This window comes from uncultured Desulfovibrio sp. (assembly GCF_944324935.1).
Classification (GTDB): Bacteria; Desulfobacterota; Desulfovibrionia; order Desulfovibrionales; family Desulfovibrionaceae; genus Desulfovibrio.
In genome coordinates this window covers 35,322-53,376 of sequence record NZ_CALUYG010000017.1, presented here as the reverse complement: position 1 = coordinate 53,376, position 18,055 = coordinate 35,322, and the positions used below count along the sequence as shown (strand labels likewise).

The following is an 18,055-nucleotide window of genomic DNA, read 5'->3' as shown; positions in this document are numbered from 1 at the left end:
TGTTAGGGCGCGGCTGGTAAAAAAGCCTTATAGGCGCATATGAAGAACCACCGGCTTTGCCGGTGGGTTCCTTTTTTGTTGCCACGGCAGAGCCTGCGAGGACGGGCGAGGATGACAGAAGACGGCTTTTCTGCTATGCTGTGAAGCTGGTGGAAAAGATGGACCCGCCGGCGTCTGTGCTGCTTCTTCAAAGGGGACGGATCGTCCGTCCAGGAGCGGCCGCGCGCCGGCAGCAACAGGAGACGACAGGGTATGCGCGCTGAATACTGGCTGGTAGCCGGCCTCCTGCTTGGCGTCATCGAGGCGTTTTTCCCGGCAGGAGTATTCCTTTTCTTTGGCCTGGGTGCGCTGACAAGCGCGCTGCTTGCGCTGGTGGATGGCCAGCTTGTCTGGCAGGTGGTCTGCTTTGCGGTGGTCTCGCTGCTCAGTCTCGTACTGCTGCGGCAGCGCTGGCGCCGGCTTTTCAGCGGCAAGCGGCTGTCTCCCGGCAGCGAGGTGGCGCATCCGCTGGAAGGGCAGCTCGGGCATGTGCGGGAAACGGTGTCCGCCGAACAGCCGGGGGTGGTGGAAGTCGGCGGCTCATTCTGGCGGGCCGTGCCCGAAAACAGGGAGGCCATCCTGGCGGCGGGGACGTCGGTCCGGGTCCTCGGCGCGCTGCCGCAAAATGGGCTGGTGCTGCGGGTGATGGCCGGCGGCGGCGAAACCGTCGCCCGGCAAACGCCCGCAGAGGAAAAGCTGGATCGCTGACGTGGGCGGCTGATCTTCCGCCTTGCCGCCGGGCGCAACATAACGAAACGATTCGGGGAGGAGAAGCATGGAGCTTTGGGGCATGGGATTTGACGTCACCTGGCTGATTTCCGGGGCCATCCTGTTGTTCATCATTGTTTTTCTGGCGCGCTGCGTGGTCATCGTGCCGACCCAGTCCGCCTTCGTCGTCGAGCGGCTCGGCAAGTTTCGCGGCGTGCTGCATGCCGGCTTTCATGTGCTGATGCCGTTTTTTGACCGCATCGCCTACCGGCGTTCCCTCAAGGAGCAGGTGCTGGATGTGCCCGAACAGACCTGCATCACCCGCGACAATGTGAGCGTGAGCATCGACGGCGTGCTGTTCCTTCAGGTGCTCTCGCCCGAAAAATCCGCCTACGGCATCTCGGACTACGAGTGGGGCGCCATCCAGCTGGCACAGACGACCCTGCGTTCGGCCATCGGCAAGCTGGAGATGGACAAGACCTTTGAGGAGCGCTCCCGCATCAATCAGGAAGTGGTGGAAGCGCTGGACGATGCCACCGCCTCATGGGGCGTCAAGGTGCTGCGCTATGAGATCCGCGACATCACGCCCCCGGCCTCGGTGATGGAAGCCATGGAAAAACAGATGCGCGCCGAACGCGAAAAGCGCGCGGCCATCGCCCAGTCCGAAGGGGAGATGCAGTCCCAGATCAATCTTGCCGAAGGCGCCAAGGCCGCGGCCATCGCCGAATCGGAGGGCCTCAAGCAGGCCATGATCAACAAGGCCGAAGGGGAAGCGACGCAGATACGCACCGTGGCCCAGGCGACGGCCGACGGTCTGGATGCCGTGGCGCAGCGGCTTGGCGCCCAGGGCGGCGTGGCGGCGGCCCAGCTGCGCCTTGCCGAGGCCTATGTGGAAAAGTTCGGCGAGCTGGCCAGGCAGGGCACGACGACCATCATCCCCGCCAATGTGGGCGATGTGGCGGGCATGGTGGCCACGATGACCCAGTTCCTGCGGCCCGGCGAAGGGCTTTCGGCGCAGTCGCCCCAAACGGGCGGCAAGGTCTGAGCGCGGGCGTATATCCTGTGAAAAAAGTCTGCCCGGGGCATACGCTCCAGGCAGACTTTTTTTGATGACGGGGCCGGCATGCCGGCGGTTGTCGGCGGACGTCAGGCGTGATTGGCCATGTCGATGTGGTGCAGCAGGGCCTTGGTCATGCGCGTCATCAGGGCGGCATCCCCGCGCGCTTCCACATTGAGGCGGAGGAGAGGCTCGGTATTGGAGGGGCGCAGATTGAAGCGCCAGTCCTTGAAGCTCAGAGAGAGGCCGTCCAGGCGGCTTTCCTCCAGCGCCTGCGGGGCATAATCCCGATAGACGGCCTCCATGACCGCGGCGGCATCCCGCACGCTGCGGTTGATCTCGCCGCTGCAGGGGTAAGCCGCCATGCGGGTCGCCACAAGCTCTCTGAGGCTCTTGCCGCTGCGGCTGACGATGCGGGCCACCATGAGCCACGGCAGCATGCCGGAATCGCAGTAGGCGAAGTCCCGGAAAAAGTGATGGGCGCTCATCTCGCCGCCATAGACGGCATCCACGGCGCGCATGGTCTCTTTCATGAAGGCATGGCCGGCCTTGGAGAGGACGGGTTTGCCACCGGCCGCCGTGACCACTTCCTGCGTGTTCCAGACAAGGCGCGGATCATGCACGATCTTGCCGCCGGGGTGCTTTTCCAGCACGGCCTCGGCCAGCAGACCCACAAGGTAGTAGCCTTCGATGAAGGTCCCCTCATGGTCATAGAAAAAACAGCGGTCAAAGTCGCCGTCCCAGGCCAGCCCCATGTCCGCGCCGTGTTCCCGCACGGCCCGGGCCGTGGCCTCGCGCTTTTCGGGCAGCAGCGGATTGGGGACCCCGTGCGGGAAGTGTCCGTCCGGCTCCTCATTGCTGAACGTGAAGACATAGGGCAGATGCGGGGCCAGTTCCCGCAGGACGAGGCCGGCGCAGCCGTTGCCGGCATCGCAATGGATCTTCAGGGGACGCAGGCCGTCCGTGCCCGCCAGGCGCAGCAGAAGGGCCACATAGTCGGCGCGGTATCCGGCGGCATGCAGGGGCGCAAGTTCGCCCGCGGGCGGCGTATCGCCGGTCAGCGTGCGCAGCTCCGCCGCCGTGCGGTCACGGATGGCGTGCAGGCCCGAGTCCCCGCTGATGGGGACGGCCCCGGCCCTGACCATCTTGAGGCCGTTCTCGTTGGCGGGATTGTGTGAGCCCGTGACCATGATACCGCCGTCAAAGGGCCGGGAAAAGGCGGCGTAATAGATTTCTTCCGTACCGCACATGCCGATGTCCGTGACGGCGCAGCCGGATTCACGCAGCCCGAGACAGAGGGCGTCGCGCAGGAGCGGGCCGGACAGGCGGGCGTCCCGCCCGATGACGACATGGCGTGCCCCGGTCTCGACCGCAAAGGCACGTCCGGCAGCCCGGGCAAGCCGGGGCGAAAGGACATCCGGCACGACGCCGCGCACGTCATAGGCCTTGAAGCAGTCAAGTTCGCTCATGGTGTCTCCTTGGGATTTGCGAGGGGGGCGGGCGGCTGATCCGTGCGGCCGTAGACGTCGCTGATGCGCACGATGTCGTCCTCACCCAGATAGCTGCCTGTCTGGATCTCGATGAGCAGCAGCGGGAGCTTGCCGGGGTTCCTGAGGCGGTGCAGGCTGCCCTGGGGGATATAGATGGATTCGTTTTCCGTCACCAGCCGCACCTCATCGTCCAGCGTCACCTCGGCCACGCCGCCCACCACCACCCAGTGCTCGGCACGATGATAATGCTTCTGCAGGGAGAGCGTCTCTCCCGGTTCCACCACGATGCGCTTGACCTGAAAGCGCTCGCCTTCCGCCAGACGTTCATAGCTGCCCCACGGACGGCAGACCCGCGGATGCAGGGCATGTTCGGGGCGGTTTTCCTTTTCCAGCCGCTGCACGATGCGTTTGACGTCCTGCACGCGGTCGCGGCGGGCCACCAGCACGGCGTCCCGGGTCTCCACCACGGCCAGATCCTCCACGCCCACGGCCGCCAGCAGCCGTCCGGTACTGTGCAGATAGCAGTTGCGGCAATCTTCCAGCATGACGTCCCCCTGGCGGGCGTTGCCGTGGTCGTCATGCGGGCTGATCTCGTAGAAGGCCTCCCAGGAGCCGAGGTCGTTCCAGCGCAGGGGCAGGGGGATGACGGCCGCCCGGTCGGTCTTCTCCATGATGGCATAGTCGATGGAGTCCGCCAGGCTGGCGCAAAAGGCCTCGGCCGCGGGCCGCAGGAAGCGTCCGTCCGTATGGCGTCCCTGCCAGGCGGCGCTGACGGCGGCAAAGATGTCGGGGCGAAAGCGCTGGAGCTCTTCCAGATAGCGGTCCGCCCGGAAGAGGAACATGCCGCTGTTCCAGAGCGCCGTGCCTGACGCCAGCAGGCGGCGTGCCGTTGCCGCGTCGGGTTTTTCCTGAAAGCGGCTGACCTCATAAAGCCCGCCCGGCAGCTCGGCGCCGGTGATGATGTAGCCGAAGCCCGTGGCCGGGGTCGAAGGCGTGATGCCGAAAGTGACGATCCGCCCGTCGGCTGCGGCGGGCAGGGCCTTGCATACGGCCTCGGCAAAGACCTCTTCGGGATCCATGCGATGGTCGGCCGGCAGCACCAGCAGCAGGGCCTGTGCTCCCCCGGCCTCCTGTGCCCGGAAGGCCGCCAGGGCAATGGCCGGTGCGGTATTGCGCTGCGTGGGCTCAAGGATGATGTCCGCCGCCGGGAACGCCCTGACGGCATCCTTGACGTGGAAGCGGTGCTCCTCATTGCTGACGACGATCAGCTGCGCATGTTCCAGCCGTGCGCAGCGGGCAAGGGTGTCGGCCAGCAGGCTGCTCGTGCCGAATTCAATGAATTGCTTGGGATGGCCGGCGCGGGAAAGCGGCCAGAGCCGGGAGCCGGTCCCCCCGCAGAGGATGACAGGAAAGAGTGACGCCATAGGATCGACCTTTGCTCAAAAGGCGGCATGCAGTGGTTTCACTGACAGGGTACCGCAGGAGAGGGAAAAATCAAAGGGAGAGATCGCGAACAGTCGCCGGACGTGAGGCCGGGCCGATGCATTGCCGGCACGGTGCGGGGCGGATCGTGTCAAAAACCGAAACCCTGGTCGTCGGCGGGGCGGCTGCCAAAACCGAATCCCTCTTCCGCCGGGGCGGACGTTTCGGCCGAAGGCGCGGCCTCCGTCCGGGCGGACTGCTGCAGGTGCTCCACCTGACGGCGGAGCTGGGCCAGTTCGTCTTCCGCGGCGCGAAGGCGGCTGTGCAGTTGCCGTACTTCCGCCTGGGCGGCTTCGAGTTTGCGCTGTTCCCGCAGCAGCTCGGCGGCTGCCGGTTCCAGTTCCGCCAGCCGTCCGGCCTGCCGGCTCACCTGGCCGGCAAGATCCTGTGCGGTGCGGAGACGTTCTTCCCAATCGTCGGCATGCGAATGGACAAGCTGCCGCAATGCTCCCTGAAGGGGCATGACGGAAACGGCATCGGCCGCCAGCAGACGGCGGGCGGCGGCATGGAGCGCCTGTTCGCCGTCGGGCGCGCTTGCGCCGGCCGCCCAGTCCAGCTGGGAGAGGTCCGGGCAGAGGCAGACCAGCCAGGCCACGGCCACGGGCCGCAGCCGGTCCAGCGCCACATCGCTCAGGTCGGAGCGCTGCAGCAGGAAGCGGAGCAGCTCCCGCAGCGAGGGGGACAGGGAAGAGGCCGGGCTGGAGGCGGCGGTGCAGAGCGCCAGCACGTCTTCCAGCGGCACGACAAGACGTTCGATCGGGGGGCAGGCCATGTCAGGCGTCCTTTGCATCGGAAGAGGCGGAAAAGGTGTGAGGGCGGCAGCGGCCGTACCGGCGCACACGGAACAGGGCGACCGTACGGTAGACCAGATGCGCCAGCGGCGACCACGGCAGACCGGCAAAAAGCGCCCAGACCAGCGCCAGATGCAGGGTATAGACCGCGTACGCCGCCGGCGTGCCGGCAAGACGCAGCCACTGGGCGGCCAGACCGCTGAGGGTGATGCCGAAAAACAACAGCAGCATCTGCCGGCCCTGCGGCAGGAGACGGCGATGTCGCTGCTCCGCATGGCGGCGGCGCCACAGTTGCCACAGGCCCAGCAGCAGGGTGAAGGCGGCCAGATTGGCGGCCAGCTTCACCGGATCGCGCAGGGGGAGGGGGCTGGCAAAGGCCCAGCTCCATCCCAGCAGTCCGGCCCAGTGGCCCACGGCCACATAGCCGCTGACCGCCGCCAGGACGAGCAGGGATCCCGTCAGCAGGAGATGGCCCAGGCGCAGTGGGCGGCTCGTGTCCGCATCCGTCGTCTGTCCGGCCGCATCCCTTCCTCCGGTTTCCGGCGGGAAGGGAGCCGCGGGCATGCGGCAGCGGGCGAAGTCCCGCCCGGAAAGACCATCTCGCAGAACCGCCCAGAGGTCGGACAGGGCGGATGTCCGCGGGCCAGCGCGCAGCAGTTTTCCCGGCGGGGCATAGGCCCGCCATTGCCGGCATGCGCCACGCCCGAGAATGAGCAGGACGATCAGCGTCGTCAGCAGGAAAATGGCGTCGATGAGCCCCACGGGGTAGAGGGCGGCAAAGAGGATGCCGTTTGCCTCCGGCGTGGTGCGGGCGACAGGGAACCAGCTCCCCGTCTGGACGGCCCGCACGAGCCAGACGATGCCCCAGCCCAGCAGGGCCGTCAGCAGCAGCCCCCATATGCCCAGTCGGGCGGACAGCCGGGCCCACGGCAGATTGCCGGACAAACGGCGGCAGGCATCGACCCGCAGGGCGGCCATGACGGCGGCGGGATCCGCCCCGCGCGGACAGAGCCGGGCACAGTGACCGCAATCACGGCAGAGCCAGATGTCAGGATCCCGCTGGAGACGGTCGTGCCGGCCCCAGCCCAGCCAGAGCATCTCCTTTCGCGGCCACGGCGCGATGTCGGGGGCGTGCGGACAGACGACGCTGCACATGCCGCATTGCAGGCAGGAGAGCGCCTTGCCGCCGGCATCGCGCAGCAGGCGGGAGGCGTCCGGTCGAGGACAGGCGGAGGAGGGATGGTCAGGGGCGGCGGGCATGGGGCATCCTTGCGGTTTGCGGGAGGGCGGACGAGGGATGGAGGCCGTCAATCCCGGGTAAAGGGATTGGGCCCCAGCGCCGCCAGACTTTCCAGAAAGTTGTCGATGCGCTCAGGCAGTACGGCGGCATCATCGCGGGCTGTCGGCTCCAGGCGCACCCGGCGGGCATCCAGGCCTCTTTCGCGCAGGGTATCCGCCAGATTGCACAGCCGCTGCCGGCAGAGCGCCGAGCCTGTGCCGAAATGGCACTGGGCGTCCTCGCCGTCGGCACAGCCCAGCAGCAGGACACCGTCATAATGGCCGGTAAGGGCGTCCACCAGCCATTGCATATTGACCGATCCCAGACAGCGGACACCCATGATGCGTACGGCCGGATGCGCGCCCTGGCCGGCCTGCGCCGTCCGCAGGGCCGGAAGGGCGTCATTTTCGCAGGCCAGCACCAGCGCCAGCGGCCGGAGACTGGCGTCTGGCGGGGGCAGGGAGACGGCGTCCAGCATGTCCTGTCCCATGCGCATATTGTGTCCCGCCAGCGAGACGACGCGCTCCGGGCAGGCGCCGAAGCAGGCGCCGCAGCGCCGGCAGCGGCCCGGATAATGCCGCGGCAGTCCCTCGGCGTCCACTTCCAGCGCGCCGAAGGGGCATTCTTCCACACAACGGTTGCAGCGCGTGCAGCGGGCAAGATCGAACCGGGGGCAGTCGCCGTCGCCGCTGCGGGGATGCGGCGCAACGCCGTGGGCCGCCGCCCGCATGTCCCGCAGCAGGGTCAGCACCGCGCCCTGGGCATCTTCCTCGCAGCTTTCCAGGGGCTGCGGCTCGCGGGCGCAGCCCGCGGCGGCAATGCCGGTGCGCCGGATCTCGTAGGGGAAACAGATGAAATTGGACGCCGCGTAGCCGTCAAAACGTCCGCAATCAGGCAGCCGCGCCACCTGATCGCCGTCGGAAAGCGGCAGCATGGCGTCTTCGCCCGCGGGGGCCATGCGTTCCGGCAGTACGAGCAGATCCGCCGTCAGTTCCGCTATGCCGTCACCTCCTCCCAGGCCGGGCTGGCGGAAACGCACGCGCACGCCCGCATCCTCCGTGGTGACGGCAAGAGCCTCGCCGCGCGCGAGCCGCAGGGCCGGATGCGCCTGCGCCTTGCGATAGTAGCGCTCCAGGAGGCCGGGAAGCGTCATGTGGCGGAAAAGCAGCGTGCTTGCCGGGCGCAGTTCGGGGGAGCGCTCCGCCACGGCCCGGGCCAGGCTGAGCATGCCGAGGCTGTTGACGGCATGCGATGCGCCAAGTTGTCGCAGGCGGCGTTGAAGCGCCGGCCGTTCCGCTTCCGTCGCCCGCTCGAGCGCCTGCTGTTCCAGGGCCAGCGTGTCCGTCAGGAAGAGGATGTGGGAGGCCGTGATCCGCCCCGTGCGGAATTGCCGGATGAACTCCCATGCCGTCAGTACCGCGGGATGTCCCGCCGGCTCCGGCAGGACGGGCGTGCCCGACGGCTGCCAGCCGGTAGCGAGCAGCACGCTGCCGCAGGCGTGGCGGCTGCCGTCGGAGAGGGTCGCCAGAAAGTCGCCGGGCTGCCCGGTGAGCGCGGCCAGTCTGACGCCGCAGACCACCTCGACGGACGGGTGATCCAGCACGGCCCGTATGCGTTCATCAAGACGCAGGGGGACTGCTTCGTCCCAGGGGGCGGCGCAGGGGAGTTCCTGCGGCAGGAAGCGCGCCGCCCCGCCCAGCGCATCGCTTTTTTCGACCAGCAGGACGGACAGGCCGCAGTCGGCCGCCGCACGGGCCGCCGCAAGGCCGGTCCAGCCGCCGCCAAGGATCAGCAGCCGCAGGCTGCGGGACGGTGCGCTCTGCAAGGTGACGGACTGCTGCGCCAGCAGGCGCGCCACGGCCATGTGCAGGCAGTCATGGCGGGCCTGGCGCGCGGCCTCGCGCGTCTGTTCGAGGGTCGGCGCGGGCGCAGGGGAAGCGTCAGGCGGCGCGTAAAGCTCGCTGCGCCGGCAGTGGGCCGCATGCTGCCGGTCAAGGGCCGTACCGGTGGGGAGGGGGGGCAACGGACAGCCGTGCAGGGGCAGGCGCGTGCCGTCGGGCGCACGCCAGGTCGGCGCGGCGTATCCCGGCGGCAGGCTGGGCGGACCGTCGCTGACCAGCAGAAGAGCGTCCAGGCCGTGTCGGCGGCAGTGCTCCGCCATTTCCTCATCTGATGGCGGTGCGGAAAGACGGCGGATCGTCCCCAGGCGTGTGCCCCAGCGCGCCGCAAGGCAGGCGGAAAGCTCTTCCGCATCCGGGCAGGAAAGCAGAAAGATCCCCAGACGATCAGGCATGGTCCCCCTCCTGGCGGGCAGCCTGTCGCGTGCCGGCCGCGCCCGTGCCCCGGTGCAGATGCGCGAGCGCCCGCATGGCGGCGGCCGCCCCTGAGCGGACGCTTTCGGCGACGTTCATGGGCCTGACGGCGCAGCCCGCCGCAAAGATGCCCGCCTGGCCGCTCTCCATGACGAATCCCTGCCGGTCCAGCAGCAGCGGCAGGGGGAGCGTCTCTGCCTGCGGCAGCGGCTGTCCCTGCCAGTTTTCCGGCAGATTGGGCCAGGCCGCCGCTGATATGTCATGCGGGGAAAGGCTGGGCCGCATGCCTGTCGCCCAGACGGCAAGATCGTAGCGGTATGCCAGGCGTTCGCCAGTCAGGCTGTTCTCAGCGGGCAGACGGATGCCATCGCCGTCCGGCTCGGCACGATGGGGACGCGCCGGGAGAAAACGCAGGCGGCCAGCGCGTTCATGCTCCGTCAGGGCCTCGCGCAGCAGAAAGAGCCGCCCCGGCGTCCTGAGATCCATATAATATACATCGATGTGCAGATCCGGCAGGCGCTCCAGAAGGATACGGCAGTGCTTGAGGGTGGCGGAACAGCAGACAGCCGAACAATGGGGCAGATGATTGACGTCGCGGGAGCCCGCACACTGCAGAAAAGCCATGCGTCGCGGCGGTACGCCCGTATCCGGGCGGAGGGCGCGTCCGCCGGTGGGGCCGTCCGGGGAAAGCAGGCGTTCAAGCTGCACGTTGGTCAGGCAGAGAGGATGCCCCACGCCACGATCGGCCAGGTGTGCGACAGGGTAGGGACGCCAGCCGGTGGCGACGATGACGGCATCACAGCGGATGGCGGAAGGGGCTGCCGGCTCGTCCTGACCGTCGCCGGTCGGGGCAAGCGACTGCAACACGAGCTCGTGGCGACCGTCCGATGCGGCATAGCCGGCAAGACGGGTGGAAAGATGCAGTCTGACGCGAGGGTGACGCCGCAGTCTGCCTTCTAGCAGCTCGAGTCCGCAGGAAGGCGGGCACATCTTGGGAAAATAACTGGCCAAAGCACGAACACGACCGCCAAGAGAGGAAGAGATCTCCACGAGATGGGTGGAGATACCGCATTCGGCGGCCTCGACGGCGGCCGTCAGACCAGCCATGCCGCCGCCCAGGACGGCAAGTGAGGCTGACGGGGAAAAGCGGGGGAAAGAGGTCTCTATCATAGGCAGTGGATTGACTATGTACCGCAAGGAAGAATGATTGGCAAGGCACTGCGGGGGAGAGGACATCCCGACCTTGACAGGCGGAGGAGAAAAAAGGAGTTTCGGCGAAAAGGAGAAGAACGTATGGCCTATTTTGCCGCACGCCAGGCACAGACGACACTGTCTTGTCCGCACTGCGGACAGGCGCTGCTCGTGGAGCGCTCCTGCCGGGAGGCGCATATGTATTGCGCCGCCTGCCGGCGGCGTTTCGACCTCAAGCCCTTCATCGCCCAGGCGGACGAAGCGCTGGAGACATTTCTGGAAGGGCTCTATTTGGACAGAATTTAATACTGTAAAATCGTGATGATAGACATAAAAAAAGAAAAAAGGGATTTTTTTTGAAAAAAAAGCTTGCCAAGCGTGCCGGTTTCGCCTAAAAGCATCGTTGCTGCGAGTGTGTCGCCGAAAGCGCTGCCGCAGCCCACTGCACATCTTCTGATGCAAGATGACTGTGGAGGGGTTCCCGAGTGGCCAAAGGGAACAGACTGTAAATCTGTCGTCGTAAGACTTCGGTGGTTCAAATCCACCCCCCTCCACCACACTGCTTTGTGGCTGTATTGGAAAACTGCCTTGACTGTAGGAGACAGGTGGCTGTCGGGAACTACGGTGCAGCGGTTGGGGACTCAAGCCGAAGGGCTCGGAAGGCCAACCGTCAAACGAGCATCGCCGGTATGCGGGAATAGCTCAACGGCTAGAGCATCAGCCTTCCAAGCTGAGGGTTGCGGGTTCGAATCCCGTTTCCCGCTCCATTCCTGCGTTTCCCAACAGTTGTTTTTCCCGTCAAGCACGTTCCCTGGCAAACAGGGATTATGCGGGTGTCCCGTGAGAGCGGGATACTCTGGTATCGAATACTTAAACGCAAAAAAATTTCTCCAGGGAGACGTACAATGGGCAAGGAAAAATACGAACGCACAAAGCCCCATGTCAACATCGGCACCATCGGTCACATCGACCACGGCAAGACCACGCTGACCGCCGCCATCACCAAGATCGCCGGTCTGAAGGGCGAAGGCAAGTTCATCTCCTACGACGAAATCGACAAGGCTCCTGAAGAAAAGGAACGCGGCATCACCATCGCCACCGCCCACGTCGAATACGAAACCGACAAGCGTCACTATGCTCACGTGGACTGCCCCGGTCACGCCGACTACATCAAGAACATGATCACCGGCGCTGCCCAGATGGACGGCGGCATCCTCGTGGTGGCCGCCACCGACGGCCCCATGCCCCAGACCCGTGAACACATCCTGCTTGCCCGTCAGGTAGGCGTGCCGCAGCTGGTGGTCTTCCTCAACAAGTGCGACCTCGTCGACGACGAAGAACTGCTTGAACTGGTGGAACTGGAAGTGCGCGAACTGCTCTCTTCCTACGACTTCCCCGGCGACGACGTTCCGGTGATCCGCGGCTCCGCTCTGAAGGCTCTGGAATGCGACGATCCCAATGCGCCTGAAGCCAAGTGCATCATCGACCTGCTGCAGGCCTGCGACGATTTCATCCCCGAGCCGCAGCGCGACATCGACAAGCCCTTCCTCATGCCCATTGAAGACGTGTTCTCCATCTCCGGCCGCGGTACCGTGGTGACCGGTCGTGTGGAACGCGGCATCATCAAGGTCGGCGACGAAGTGGAAATCGTGGGCATCAAGGACACCGCCAAGACCACCTGCACCGGCGTGGAAATGTTCCGCAAGCTGCTTGACCAGGGTCAGGCCGGCGACAACATCGGCGCGCTGCTGCGCGGCACCAAGCGTGACGAAGTGGAACGCGGCCAGGTGCTTGCCGCTCCCAAGTCCATCACGCCTCACAAGAAGTTCAAGGCTGAAGTGTACGTCCTGTCCAAGGATGAAGGCGGCCGTCACACCCCCTTCTTCTCCGGCTATCGTCCTCAGTTCTATTTCCGTACCACCGACATCACCGGCGTGATCAACCTGCCTGAAGGTGTGGAAATGGTCATGCCCGGCGATAACAGCCAGTTCATCGTCGAACTGATCGCCCCCATCGCCATGGAAGCCGGTCTGCGTTTCGCCATCCGTGAAGGTGGCCGTACCGTGGGTTCCGGTGTGGTGACGGAAATCATCGAGTAGTGCCATGAGAGTGAATATCATTCTGGCCTGCACCGAGTGCAAACGCCGTAACTACAGCACCGTGAAGAACAAGCGCAATACCACGGGTCGCCTGGAAGTGAAAAAGTATTGTCCTTGGGATAAGAAACATACGGTGCACCGGGAAACCAGGTAACAATTCTTCCGCCGGGGGGATCCCCTCCCCCCGGTCGGTACGCAGGGCAGTAGCTCTAACGGCTAGAGCGGCGGTCTCCAAAACCGCAAGTTGGGGGTTCGAATCCCTCCTGCCCTGCCATTTTTATATCTTTGAGTAGGCATCATGGCAAAGAAAGCAGCACAACCTTCAGAGGCCAGATCGGATAACGCAAGCAACCCGGTAGCCCGCTTCACAAAATATGTGGAAGACTCCCGCGCCGAATTGCGCAAGGTCACTTGGCCGACCGTCAAGGATACCCGCAAAGCAACTCTTGTGGTTCTGATCATCGTGGCGGTCATGGCGGTCGTGCTGGGGACAGTGGATCTCATCCTTTCCAGTCTTATCAAGTACATCCTCTCCTGAGGCTTTCCATGAATGAAGTTGTCATTGACGAAAATTCCGAGCTGGGCAAAAAGTCTCGGTGGTATATCGTGCACACCTACTCCGGCTTTGAGCAGCGTGTGCAGAAGACCATCAATGAGATGATCCGCACCGGCCAGGATGAAGGCCTCATTCAGGAAGTCATCGTGCCGACCGAAAAGGTGATGGAGCTTGGCAAGGGCGGCGAAAAGCGGACGACGACCCGCAAGTTTTATCCCGGTTATATCATGGTCAAGATGATCATGACTGACCTTTCTTGGCATCTGGTGCAATCCATTCCCAAAGTTACGGGCTTTGTGGGCGGAAAAAACCGCCCGACTCCCATGCGTGACAGCGAGGCCGAGCGCATCCTCTCTCTCATGGAGAGCCGTCAGGAAACGCCGCGACCCAAGTTCAACTTTGATCGTGGCGATGACGTGCGCGTTATCGACGGGCCCTTCGGCGGCTTCAACGGCGTTGTGGAAGATGTCAACTACGACAAGGGCAAGCTGCGCGTTTCCGTTTCGATCTTTGGTCGTCAGACGCCAGTCGAGCTGGATTTCGTGCAGGTTTCCAAGGGCTAGCAAAGATCCGGGCGCCTCACCCTGCCCCCGGAGACAAAAGGACAACAGAACATGGCCAAAAAAGAAGTCGCCAAGATCAAGCTGCAGATCCCTGCCGGTGCTGCCAATCCTTCTCCGCCGGTCGGTCCTGCGCTTGGTCAGCACGGTCTGAACATCATGGGCTTCTGCAAGGAGTTCAATGCGCGTACCCAGGACCAGAAGGGCATGATCATCCCTGTGGTGATCACGGTGTACGCTGACCGCTCCTTCACCTTCATCACCAAGACGCCTCCGGCTTCCGTGCTGATCATGAAGGCCGCCAAGATCGAAAAGGGCTCCGGCGAACCCAACCGCAAGAAGGTCGGCAGCCTCAGCATGGCCCAGATCGAAGAAATCGCCAAGCTGAAACTGCCGGATCTCAATGCTGTCGATCTGGAAGCCGCCGTCAAGTCCATCATGGGCACGGCGCGCAGCATGGGCATTGACGTCAAGTAGGGCGCTGTGCGCTCCCTGGGCGGCGGCAAGCCCGCCCGCGTTTGCATCAATTGTACTGCCGGGACCACGCAAGATGGCTCCCGACAGGAGATAAGACGATAAGGAAAGTATCATGCCCAAGCATGGAAAGAATTTTCGCAAGGCGCTGGAAGGTGTGAATCTGCAGGAGCGCTTCAGCATCGAAGACGCTGTGAGCAAATCCCTTGCCGCTTCCTTCGCCAAGTTTGATGAAACGGTCGACGTGGCCATCCGGCTCGGCGTCGATCCCAAGTATTCCGATCAAATGGTGCGCGGCGCCGTGACCCTGCCTCACGGTCTGGGCAAGACGGTGCGCGTTGCCGTGTTCTGTAAGGGTGAAAAGCAGGCCGAAGCGAAGAACGCCGGTGCGGACATCGTGGGCGCCGAAGACCTCGTGGCCAAGGTCAAGGAAGGCTGGCTCGAATTCGATGCCGCCGTGGCCACGCCTGACGTGATGGCTCTGGTGGGCCAGATCGGCCGCCAGCTTGGCCCCCGCGGGCTCATGCCCAACGCCAAGACCGGTTCGGTGACCTTTGATGTCGCCAAGGCCGTCAATGAACTCAAGGCCGGGCGTGTGGACTTCAAGGTGGACAAGGCAGGCGTGCTGCATGCTCCCCTTGGCAAGGTCTCTTTCGGCAGCGAAAAGATCCTGGGCAACCTCAAGGCCCTGCTTGAAACGGTCAATCGTCTGAAGCCCTCCGGAGCCAAGGGGACGTACATGCTCTCCATGGCTGTCTCCACCACTATGGGCCCGGGCTTCAAGATCGATATGACCCAGGTCAAGAAATTTCTCGAAGGCTAAGCCTTCGGAAAGCGGCCGGAGACCTCTCCGGCCGCATTCGGCTAAGGCAAGGGATTTCGAGTCGAAGACGACAGGGAGAGTTTTCTGTAAATATCCTGTCCAGACTATCTTTGGCTCGGCATTCCACACGGCAACCCCCAACGTGAGGAGTATCACGTGGATAGGTCTCAAAAAGCAGCAGTCATCGAAGCGATCAAGTCTCGTGCTGAAAGCGCTTCCTTTGCTGTGCTGACCGATTTCAAGGGTATGACGGTGGAAGAGCTGACGGGCCTCAGGGACAGCCTGCGCAAGGCTGGCGGCGAATACTACGTCGTCAAAAATACCCTGGCCCGGATCGCGTTCACCGGTGGGCCGCATGACGTGGTGAAGGACAAGTTCCATGAAAACTGCGCCATTGCCCTTGGATTTGACGACCCGGTGGCGGTGGCCAAAGCGTTGAGCGATTTTGCCAAGAAGAGCAAGCTCTTCTCTCTGCGGGCTGCCAGCCTTGAAGGCAAGGAAATGACTCCTGCCCAGGTTGAAGCTCTGGCGACGCTCCCGTCCAAGGATCAGCTGCTCGGCCAGGTCCTTGGCACCATGAACGCTGTGCCCACCAATTTTGTTTCGCTCTTTGCCAACATCATTCGCGGCATGCTGTATGCTCTCAAGGCCATTGAAGAGCAGAAGGCCAAGGCTGCCTAAGGCAAACGGCGCAACCCCTCAACACTTTGCCAAAGATCTCAGGAGAATACCATGTCTGACGTGACCAAAGAACAAGTTGTCGAGTTCATCTCCAACATGACCGTGCTGGAACTTTCCGAGTTCATCAAGGAACTGGAAGAAAAGTTCGGCGTTTCCGCCGCCGCTCCCGCCGCTGCCATGGTGATGGCCGCTCCCGCCGCCGGCGCCGCTGCTGAAGCCGCTGAAGAAAAGACCGAATTCGACGTCATCCTGAAGGATGCCGGCGCCAACAAGATCGGCGTCATCAAGGTCGTGCGCGCCCTCACCAGCCTTGGCCTCAAGGAAGCCAAGGAAAAGGTGGACGGTTGCCCCTCCACCCTCAAGGAGGGCGTTTCCAAGGAAGAAGCCGAAGAAGCCAAGAAGCAGCTCACCGAAGCTGGTGCGACTGTCGAAGTCAAGTAGTGTTTTGCTGCTTGCGGCATGTACAAGAGGGTGGGGATCGTCTCCACCCTTTTTTTTTCCGGGAAGTATATCTCATATCCATAATCTGCCGATGGTATAGTATAGGGTTCGTTCGGCTTCAGCGGTATCCCGCTGACCGTCCGACCTGTGAGGAGATGCATGCATACTCTGCAGCTTGACAGTGAACGTGAGCGCTGGATGTGGCATTGCTGTGTGGCTGCCCTCCAGGCGAGCATTGCCTCCTGGAAACGGCGAAACACACATTTGCTGGAGATCAACTGCGGCGCCGGTGCGTGCCTTCAGGTGCTCTGGGAATGCGGGTTCGATGTTACCGGGACGGGCGCCGACCCCGAGCTGCGCAGACTTGCGGTGCAGACCGCCCCTTGCGGGACGGAGGTCCTTGCCGGCGTTGATGATGATCTCCCTGTCGAGACGGACGCCTTCGACTGGGTGATCCTGCATCTCGGCGACCATACAGCCGAGCAGACGCGCTCAGCCGTGCGGGAGGCGGCACGCATTGCCTCCCGAGGGCTTGTTGTGACGTTTTGGAACAGAAGCTCCTTGTTGCGGCTTCTGCCAGTCATGCTGCGCAGGCGTTTTCCTATTCCCTGCCGAGGTCAGTTCCTCTGGCAGGTGTTTGCTGCTGTGCAAGGGCTTTCTGGCCGAAAATGGATCAGTGGTTGTCTCCCGTTTGCCTCGTTGCAGCGTCATCTTGGGCCAATGGGAGTCTTCGGGCGACTTTGCTCGGCAATCGTCGGTGTCTGGGCAATGGTGCGGATTGACTTTGATGCCGCAGCGCGCGGGACCCCGCTTGGCGTGCGTGTCGGCGCTGCGGGATCGCTTGTGCGTGAAGCCGCCGTAATGGAGTGTCGTGCCGACGCTCAAGAACAGCAAAAGGATGCGTTATATGTCCCTGAAGGAAACTCTGCTGAAAGCCAAGCTGAAGATCGCGCTCGTGCTGCTCGTGCTTGCCCTGGGCTACAGCGCCTGGGAAGGCTGGAAGTATTACCAGTACCGTCAAAGCAGTCAGTGCGCCTTTGATACGCTCAGTGAAACGCTGAAAAGCATTGATGAGGAAAAGCTCGCACAGCAGGTGGACTTCTCCAGCCTTGCGCAGCATGTCGCCCAATGCGTTGCGGAATTCTACCCATTCATCGAGCAGGGAAGCAATCAGCGAACCGCCATTACGGGACGGCTCCAGAGTTATTTGCTCGAACGCCTTCTTGCCAAGGAAAAGGGCCGGCAGCATGCCGCGCTGAGCCCAGAGGAGGCCTTGCAACAGCCGCTGGAGGTTTTGCCCCCCGATTTTGTCAAGCAGTTGCAGCATAGTCTGGCCCTCAACGCTACGGGGACAGGCAATCCCGATACCGCTTTTCTCTCGGCGACACTGCACCATCCTCAGCTTGACAAGGATTTCAACCTCATCTTCCTCTTGCAGCGCACGAGCTCAGGCTGGATGGTGACGGACCTTGCCAATGCGCGCGAGGTGGTGGCCCAGTTTCGTGAAGCCCAGCTGAAGCGCAATGAGGCCAGGCGACTGCAAATGATCAAGAAAAACCAGGCCACGCAGCAGCGGATGAATGCGACGCTTCCCTTGCAAACTTGCGAAGCGGCAGCCGGCGTCATCTCAGACAACAAGACCCTGCTCGTGAGAGTGATCGCCGTTGGCCGCAATGCCACGGCTGAACGGATCAATGGTTTCAGCCTTCATGTGTCCATCCTCAGCGAGGACGGCAAGCCCATTCTGGAACGATTCCTGGATAAGGCTGTTCCGCTTCAGCCTGGGGAGCCTTTCAAACAGGACTGGACCATTGAGATGGCTGCCGATTCCGATGTCGGCAAGGCCTTGCTTGCCGGCGGCAAGCTGCAATGCAAGACGCGCTGGCAGACGATGGCGCTCAACAATGGGGATGTGCTGTACATCCGTGAGATCAAGCAGATCCCGGAAGATTTCAAATAAGAGCCGGGGGCGACCCTCCCGCGTGAAACGGGCCTGCTTGCGGGCAGCCTGCAAAAACCATCATTACCAGGCTGGTAATGATGGTTTTTCGCATGGGTCACGTCGAGCCCCA

18 protein-coding genes and 3 tRNA genes are annotated in these 18,055 nt (G+C 63.5%); 15 read left to right on the top strand and 6 right to left on the bottom strand.

The window, feature by feature from the left end; all coding sequences use genetic code 11:
- The first annotated feature begins 252 nt into the window (after window positions 1–252).
- Complete coding sequence (locus Q0J54_RS05700) at window positions 253–747, top strand: NfeD family protein (protein ID WP_296304496.1); 495 nt, start codon at window positions 253–255, stop codon at window positions 745–747.
- A gap of 67 nt (window positions 748–814) precedes the next feature.
- Window positions 815–1,792: a stomatin-like protein gene (locus Q0J54_RS05695; protein WP_296304495.1), complete on the top strand. Its 978-nt coding sequence runs from the start codon at window positions 815–817 to the stop codon at window positions 1,790–1,792.
- A gap of 101 nt (window positions 1,793–1,893) precedes the next feature.
- On the opposite strand, the gene Q0J54_RS05690 is transcribed toward Q0J54_RS05695, so the two are convergent.
- The 6 genes from Q0J54_RS05690 to Q0J54_RS05665 all read right to left on the bottom strand — a co-directional run bounded on the left by Q0J54_RS05690 (window position 1,894) and on the right by Q0J54_RS05665 (window position 10,328).
- Window positions 1,894–3,273: a phosphomannomutase gene (locus Q0J54_RS05690; RefSeq protein ID WP_296304494.1), complete on the bottom strand. Its 1,380-nt coding sequence runs from the start codon at window positions 3,271–3,273 to the stop codon at window positions 1,894–1,896.
- Entirely contained in the window at window positions 3,270–4,718 is a 1,449-nt protein-coding gene (locus tag Q0J54_RS05685; RefSeq protein WP_296304493.1) for a mannose-1-phosphate guanylyltransferase/mannose-6-phosphate isomerase, read from the bottom strand. Before Q0J54_RS05685 ends, Q0J54_RS05690 begins: the two co-directional genes overlap by 4 nt.
- Window positions 4,719–4,867: 149 nt before the next feature.
- Window positions 4,868–5,548 (bottom strand): hypothetical protein, encoded by a 681-nt coding sequence (locus tag Q0J54_RS05680; RefSeq protein ID WP_296304492.1) that lies wholly within the window; start codon window positions 5,546–5,548, stop codon window positions 4,868–4,870.
- 1 nt (window position 5,549) lies between these two features.
- On the bottom strand, window positions 5,550–6,827 hold the full coding sequence (locus tag Q0J54_RS05675; protein ID WP_296304491.1) for a 4Fe-4S dicluster domain-containing protein: 1,278 nt from the start codon (window positions 6,825–6,827) through the stop codon (window positions 5,550–5,552).
- Between the two features lie 47 nt (window positions 6,828–6,874).
- Window positions 6,875–9,139, bottom strand: coding sequence for a hydrogenase iron-sulfur subunit (locus Q0J54_RS05670; protein ID WP_296304490.1), 2,265 nt, complete (start codon window positions 9,137–9,139; stop codon window positions 6,875–6,877).
- Entirely contained in the window at window positions 9,132–10,328 is a 1,197-nt protein-coding gene (locus Q0J54_RS05665) for an FAD-dependent oxidoreductase (RefSeq protein ID WP_296304489.1), read from the bottom strand. Before Q0J54_RS05665 ends, Q0J54_RS05670 begins: the two co-directional genes overlap by 8 nt.
- A gap of 123 nt (window positions 10,329–10,451) precedes the next feature.
- Here Q0J54_RS05665 and Q0J54_RS05660 point away from each other — a divergent pair, with 123 nt between their 5' ends.
- The 13 genes from Q0J54_RS05660 (at window position 10,452) to Q0J54_RS05600 (ending at window position 17,024) form a co-directional block, all read left to right on the top strand.
- Window positions 10,452–10,655: a dual CXXC motif small (seleno)protein gene (locus Q0J54_RS05660; RefSeq protein WP_296304488.1), complete on the top strand. Its 204-nt coding sequence runs from the start codon at window positions 10,452–10,454 to the stop codon at window positions 10,653–10,655.
- A gap of 165 nt (window positions 10,656–10,820) precedes the next feature.
- Window positions 10,821–10,906: transfer RNA gene (locus tag Q0J54_RS05655), tRNA-Tyr, on the top strand.
- Between the two features lie 134 nt (window positions 10,907–11,040).
- Window positions 11,041–11,116 (top strand) — tRNA-Gly (locus tag Q0J54_RS05650).
- A 138-nt stretch (window positions 11,117–11,254) separates the two neighbouring features.
- Window positions 11,255–12,448, top strand: coding sequence for an elongation factor Tu (gene tuf, locus Q0J54_RS05645; RefSeq protein ID WP_296304487.1), 1,194 nt, complete (start codon window positions 11,255–11,257; stop codon window positions 12,446–12,448).
- Window positions 12,449–12,452: 4 nt separating this feature from the next.
- Window positions 12,453–12,602 carry a 50S ribosomal protein L33 gene (gene rpmG, locus Q0J54_RS05640; protein ID WP_296304486.1) on the top strand — a complete coding sequence of 50 codons (150 nt, stop codon included), beginning with the start codon at window positions 12,453–12,455 and terminating at the stop codon, window positions 12,600–12,602.
- A 43-nt stretch (window positions 12,603–12,645) separates the two neighbouring features.
- Window positions 12,646–12,722: transfer RNA gene (locus tag Q0J54_RS05635), tRNA-Trp, on the top strand.
- Between the two features lie 24 nt (window positions 12,723–12,746).
- Entirely contained in the window at window positions 12,747–12,986 is a 240-nt protein-coding gene (secE, locus tag Q0J54_RS05630; protein ID WP_296304485.1) for a preprotein translocase subunit SecE, read from the top strand.
- Between the two features lie 8 nt (window positions 12,987–12,994).
- Window positions 12,995–13,567 (top strand): transcription termination/antitermination protein NusG, encoded by a 573-nt coding sequence (gene nusG / locus Q0J54_RS05625; RefSeq protein WP_296304484.1) that lies wholly within the window; start codon window positions 12,995–12,997, stop codon window positions 13,565–13,567.
- A 51-nt stretch (window positions 13,568–13,618) separates the two neighbouring features.
- Window positions 13,619–14,041 carry a 50S ribosomal protein L11 gene (gene rplK, locus Q0J54_RS05620; RefSeq protein WP_296304483.1) on the top strand — a complete coding sequence of 141 codons (423 nt, stop codon included), beginning with the start codon at window positions 13,619–13,621 and terminating at the stop codon, window positions 14,039–14,041.
- Between the two features lie 112 nt (window positions 14,042–14,153).
- Window positions 14,154–14,861 carry a 50S ribosomal protein L1 gene (gene rplA, locus Q0J54_RS05615; RefSeq protein WP_296304482.1) on the top strand — a complete coding sequence of 236 codons (708 nt, stop codon included), beginning with the start codon at window positions 14,154–14,156 and terminating at the stop codon, window positions 14,859–14,861.
- Between the two features lie 156 nt (window positions 14,862–15,017).
- Window positions 15,018–15,542 carry a 50S ribosomal protein L10 gene (rplJ, locus tag Q0J54_RS05610; RefSeq protein WP_296304481.1) on the top strand — a complete coding sequence of 175 codons (525 nt, stop codon included), beginning with the start codon at window positions 15,018–15,020 and terminating at the stop codon, window positions 15,540–15,542.
- Between the two features lie 51 nt (window positions 15,543–15,593).
- On the top strand, window positions 15,594–15,983 hold the full coding sequence (gene rplL, locus Q0J54_RS05605) for a 50S ribosomal protein L7/L12 (protein WP_296304480.1): 390 nt from the start codon (window positions 15,594–15,596) through the stop codon (window positions 15,981–15,983).
- Window positions 15,984–16,142: 159 nt separating this feature from the next.
- Window positions 16,143–17,024 carry a methyltransferase domain-containing protein gene (locus Q0J54_RS05600; RefSeq protein ID WP_296304479.1) on the top strand — a complete coding sequence of 294 codons (882 nt, stop codon included), beginning with the start codon at window positions 16,143–16,145 and terminating at the stop codon, window positions 17,022–17,024.
- Window positions 17,025–18,055 lie beyond the last annotated feature (1,031 nt).

Coding starts and splice junctions, on each gene's coding strand:
- tuf (WP_296304487.1), top strand. CDS start 11,255: ATGGGCAAGGAAAAATACGAACGCACAAAGCCCCATGTCAACATCGGC.
- Q0J54_RS05675 (WP_296304491.1), bottom strand. CDS start 6,827: ATGCCCGCCGCCCCTGACCATCCCTCCTCCGCCTGTCCTCGACCGGAC.
- Q0J54_RS05600 (WP_296304479.1), top strand. CDS start 16,143: ATGCATACTCTGCAGCTTGACAGTGAACGTGAGCGCTGGATGTGGCAT.
- Q0J54_RS05690 (WP_296304494.1), bottom strand. CDS start 3,273: ATGAGCGAACTTGACTGCTTCAAGGCCTATGACGTGCGCGGCGTCGTG.
- rpmG (WP_296304486.1), top strand. CDS start 12,453: ATGAGAGTGAATATCATTCTGGCCTGCACCGAGTGCAAACGCCGTAAC.
- nusG (WP_296304484.1), top strand. CDS start 12,995: ATGAATGAAGTTGTCATTGACGAAAATTCCGAGCTGGGCAAAAAGTCT.
- Q0J54_RS05700 (WP_296304496.1), top strand. CDS start 253: ATGCGCGCTGAATACTGGCTGGTAGCCGGCCTCCTGCTTGGCGTCATC.
- Q0J54_RS05685 (WP_296304493.1), bottom strand. CDS start 4,718: ATGGCGTCACTCTTTCCTGTCATCCTCTGCGGGGGGACCGGCTCCCGG.
- rplK (WP_296304483.1), top strand. CDS start 13,619: ATGGCCAAAAAAGAAGTCGCCAAGATCAAGCTGCAGATCCCTGCCGGT.
- Q0J54_RS05695 (WP_296304495.1), top strand. CDS start 815: ATGGAGCTTTGGGGCATGGGATTTGACGTCACCTGGCTGATTTCCGGG.
- Q0J54_RS05660 (WP_296304488.1), top strand. CDS start 10,452: ATGGCCTATTTTGCCGCACGCCAGGCACAGACGACACTGTCTTGTCCG.
- rplL (WP_296304480.1), top strand. CDS start 15,594: ATGTCTGACGTGACCAAAGAACAAGTTGTCGAGTTCATCTCCAACATG.
- rplA (WP_296304482.1), top strand. CDS start 14,154: ATGCCCAAGCATGGAAAGAATTTTCGCAAGGCGCTGGAAGGTGTGAAT.
- secE (WP_296304485.1), top strand. CDS start 12,747: ATGGCAAAGAAAGCAGCACAACCTTCAGAGGCCAGATCGGATAACGCA.
- Q0J54_RS05665 (WP_296304489.1), bottom strand. CDS start 10,328: ATGATAGAGACCTCTTTCCCCCGCTTTTCCCCGTCAGCCTCACTTGCC.
- Q0J54_RS05680 (WP_296304492.1), bottom strand. CDS start 5,548: ATGGCCTGCCCCCCGATCGAACGTCTTGTCGTGCCGCTGGAAGACGTG.
- Q0J54_RS05670 (WP_296304490.1), bottom strand. CDS start 9,139: ATGCCTGATCGTCTGGGGATCTTTCTGCTTTCCTGCCCGGATGCGGAA.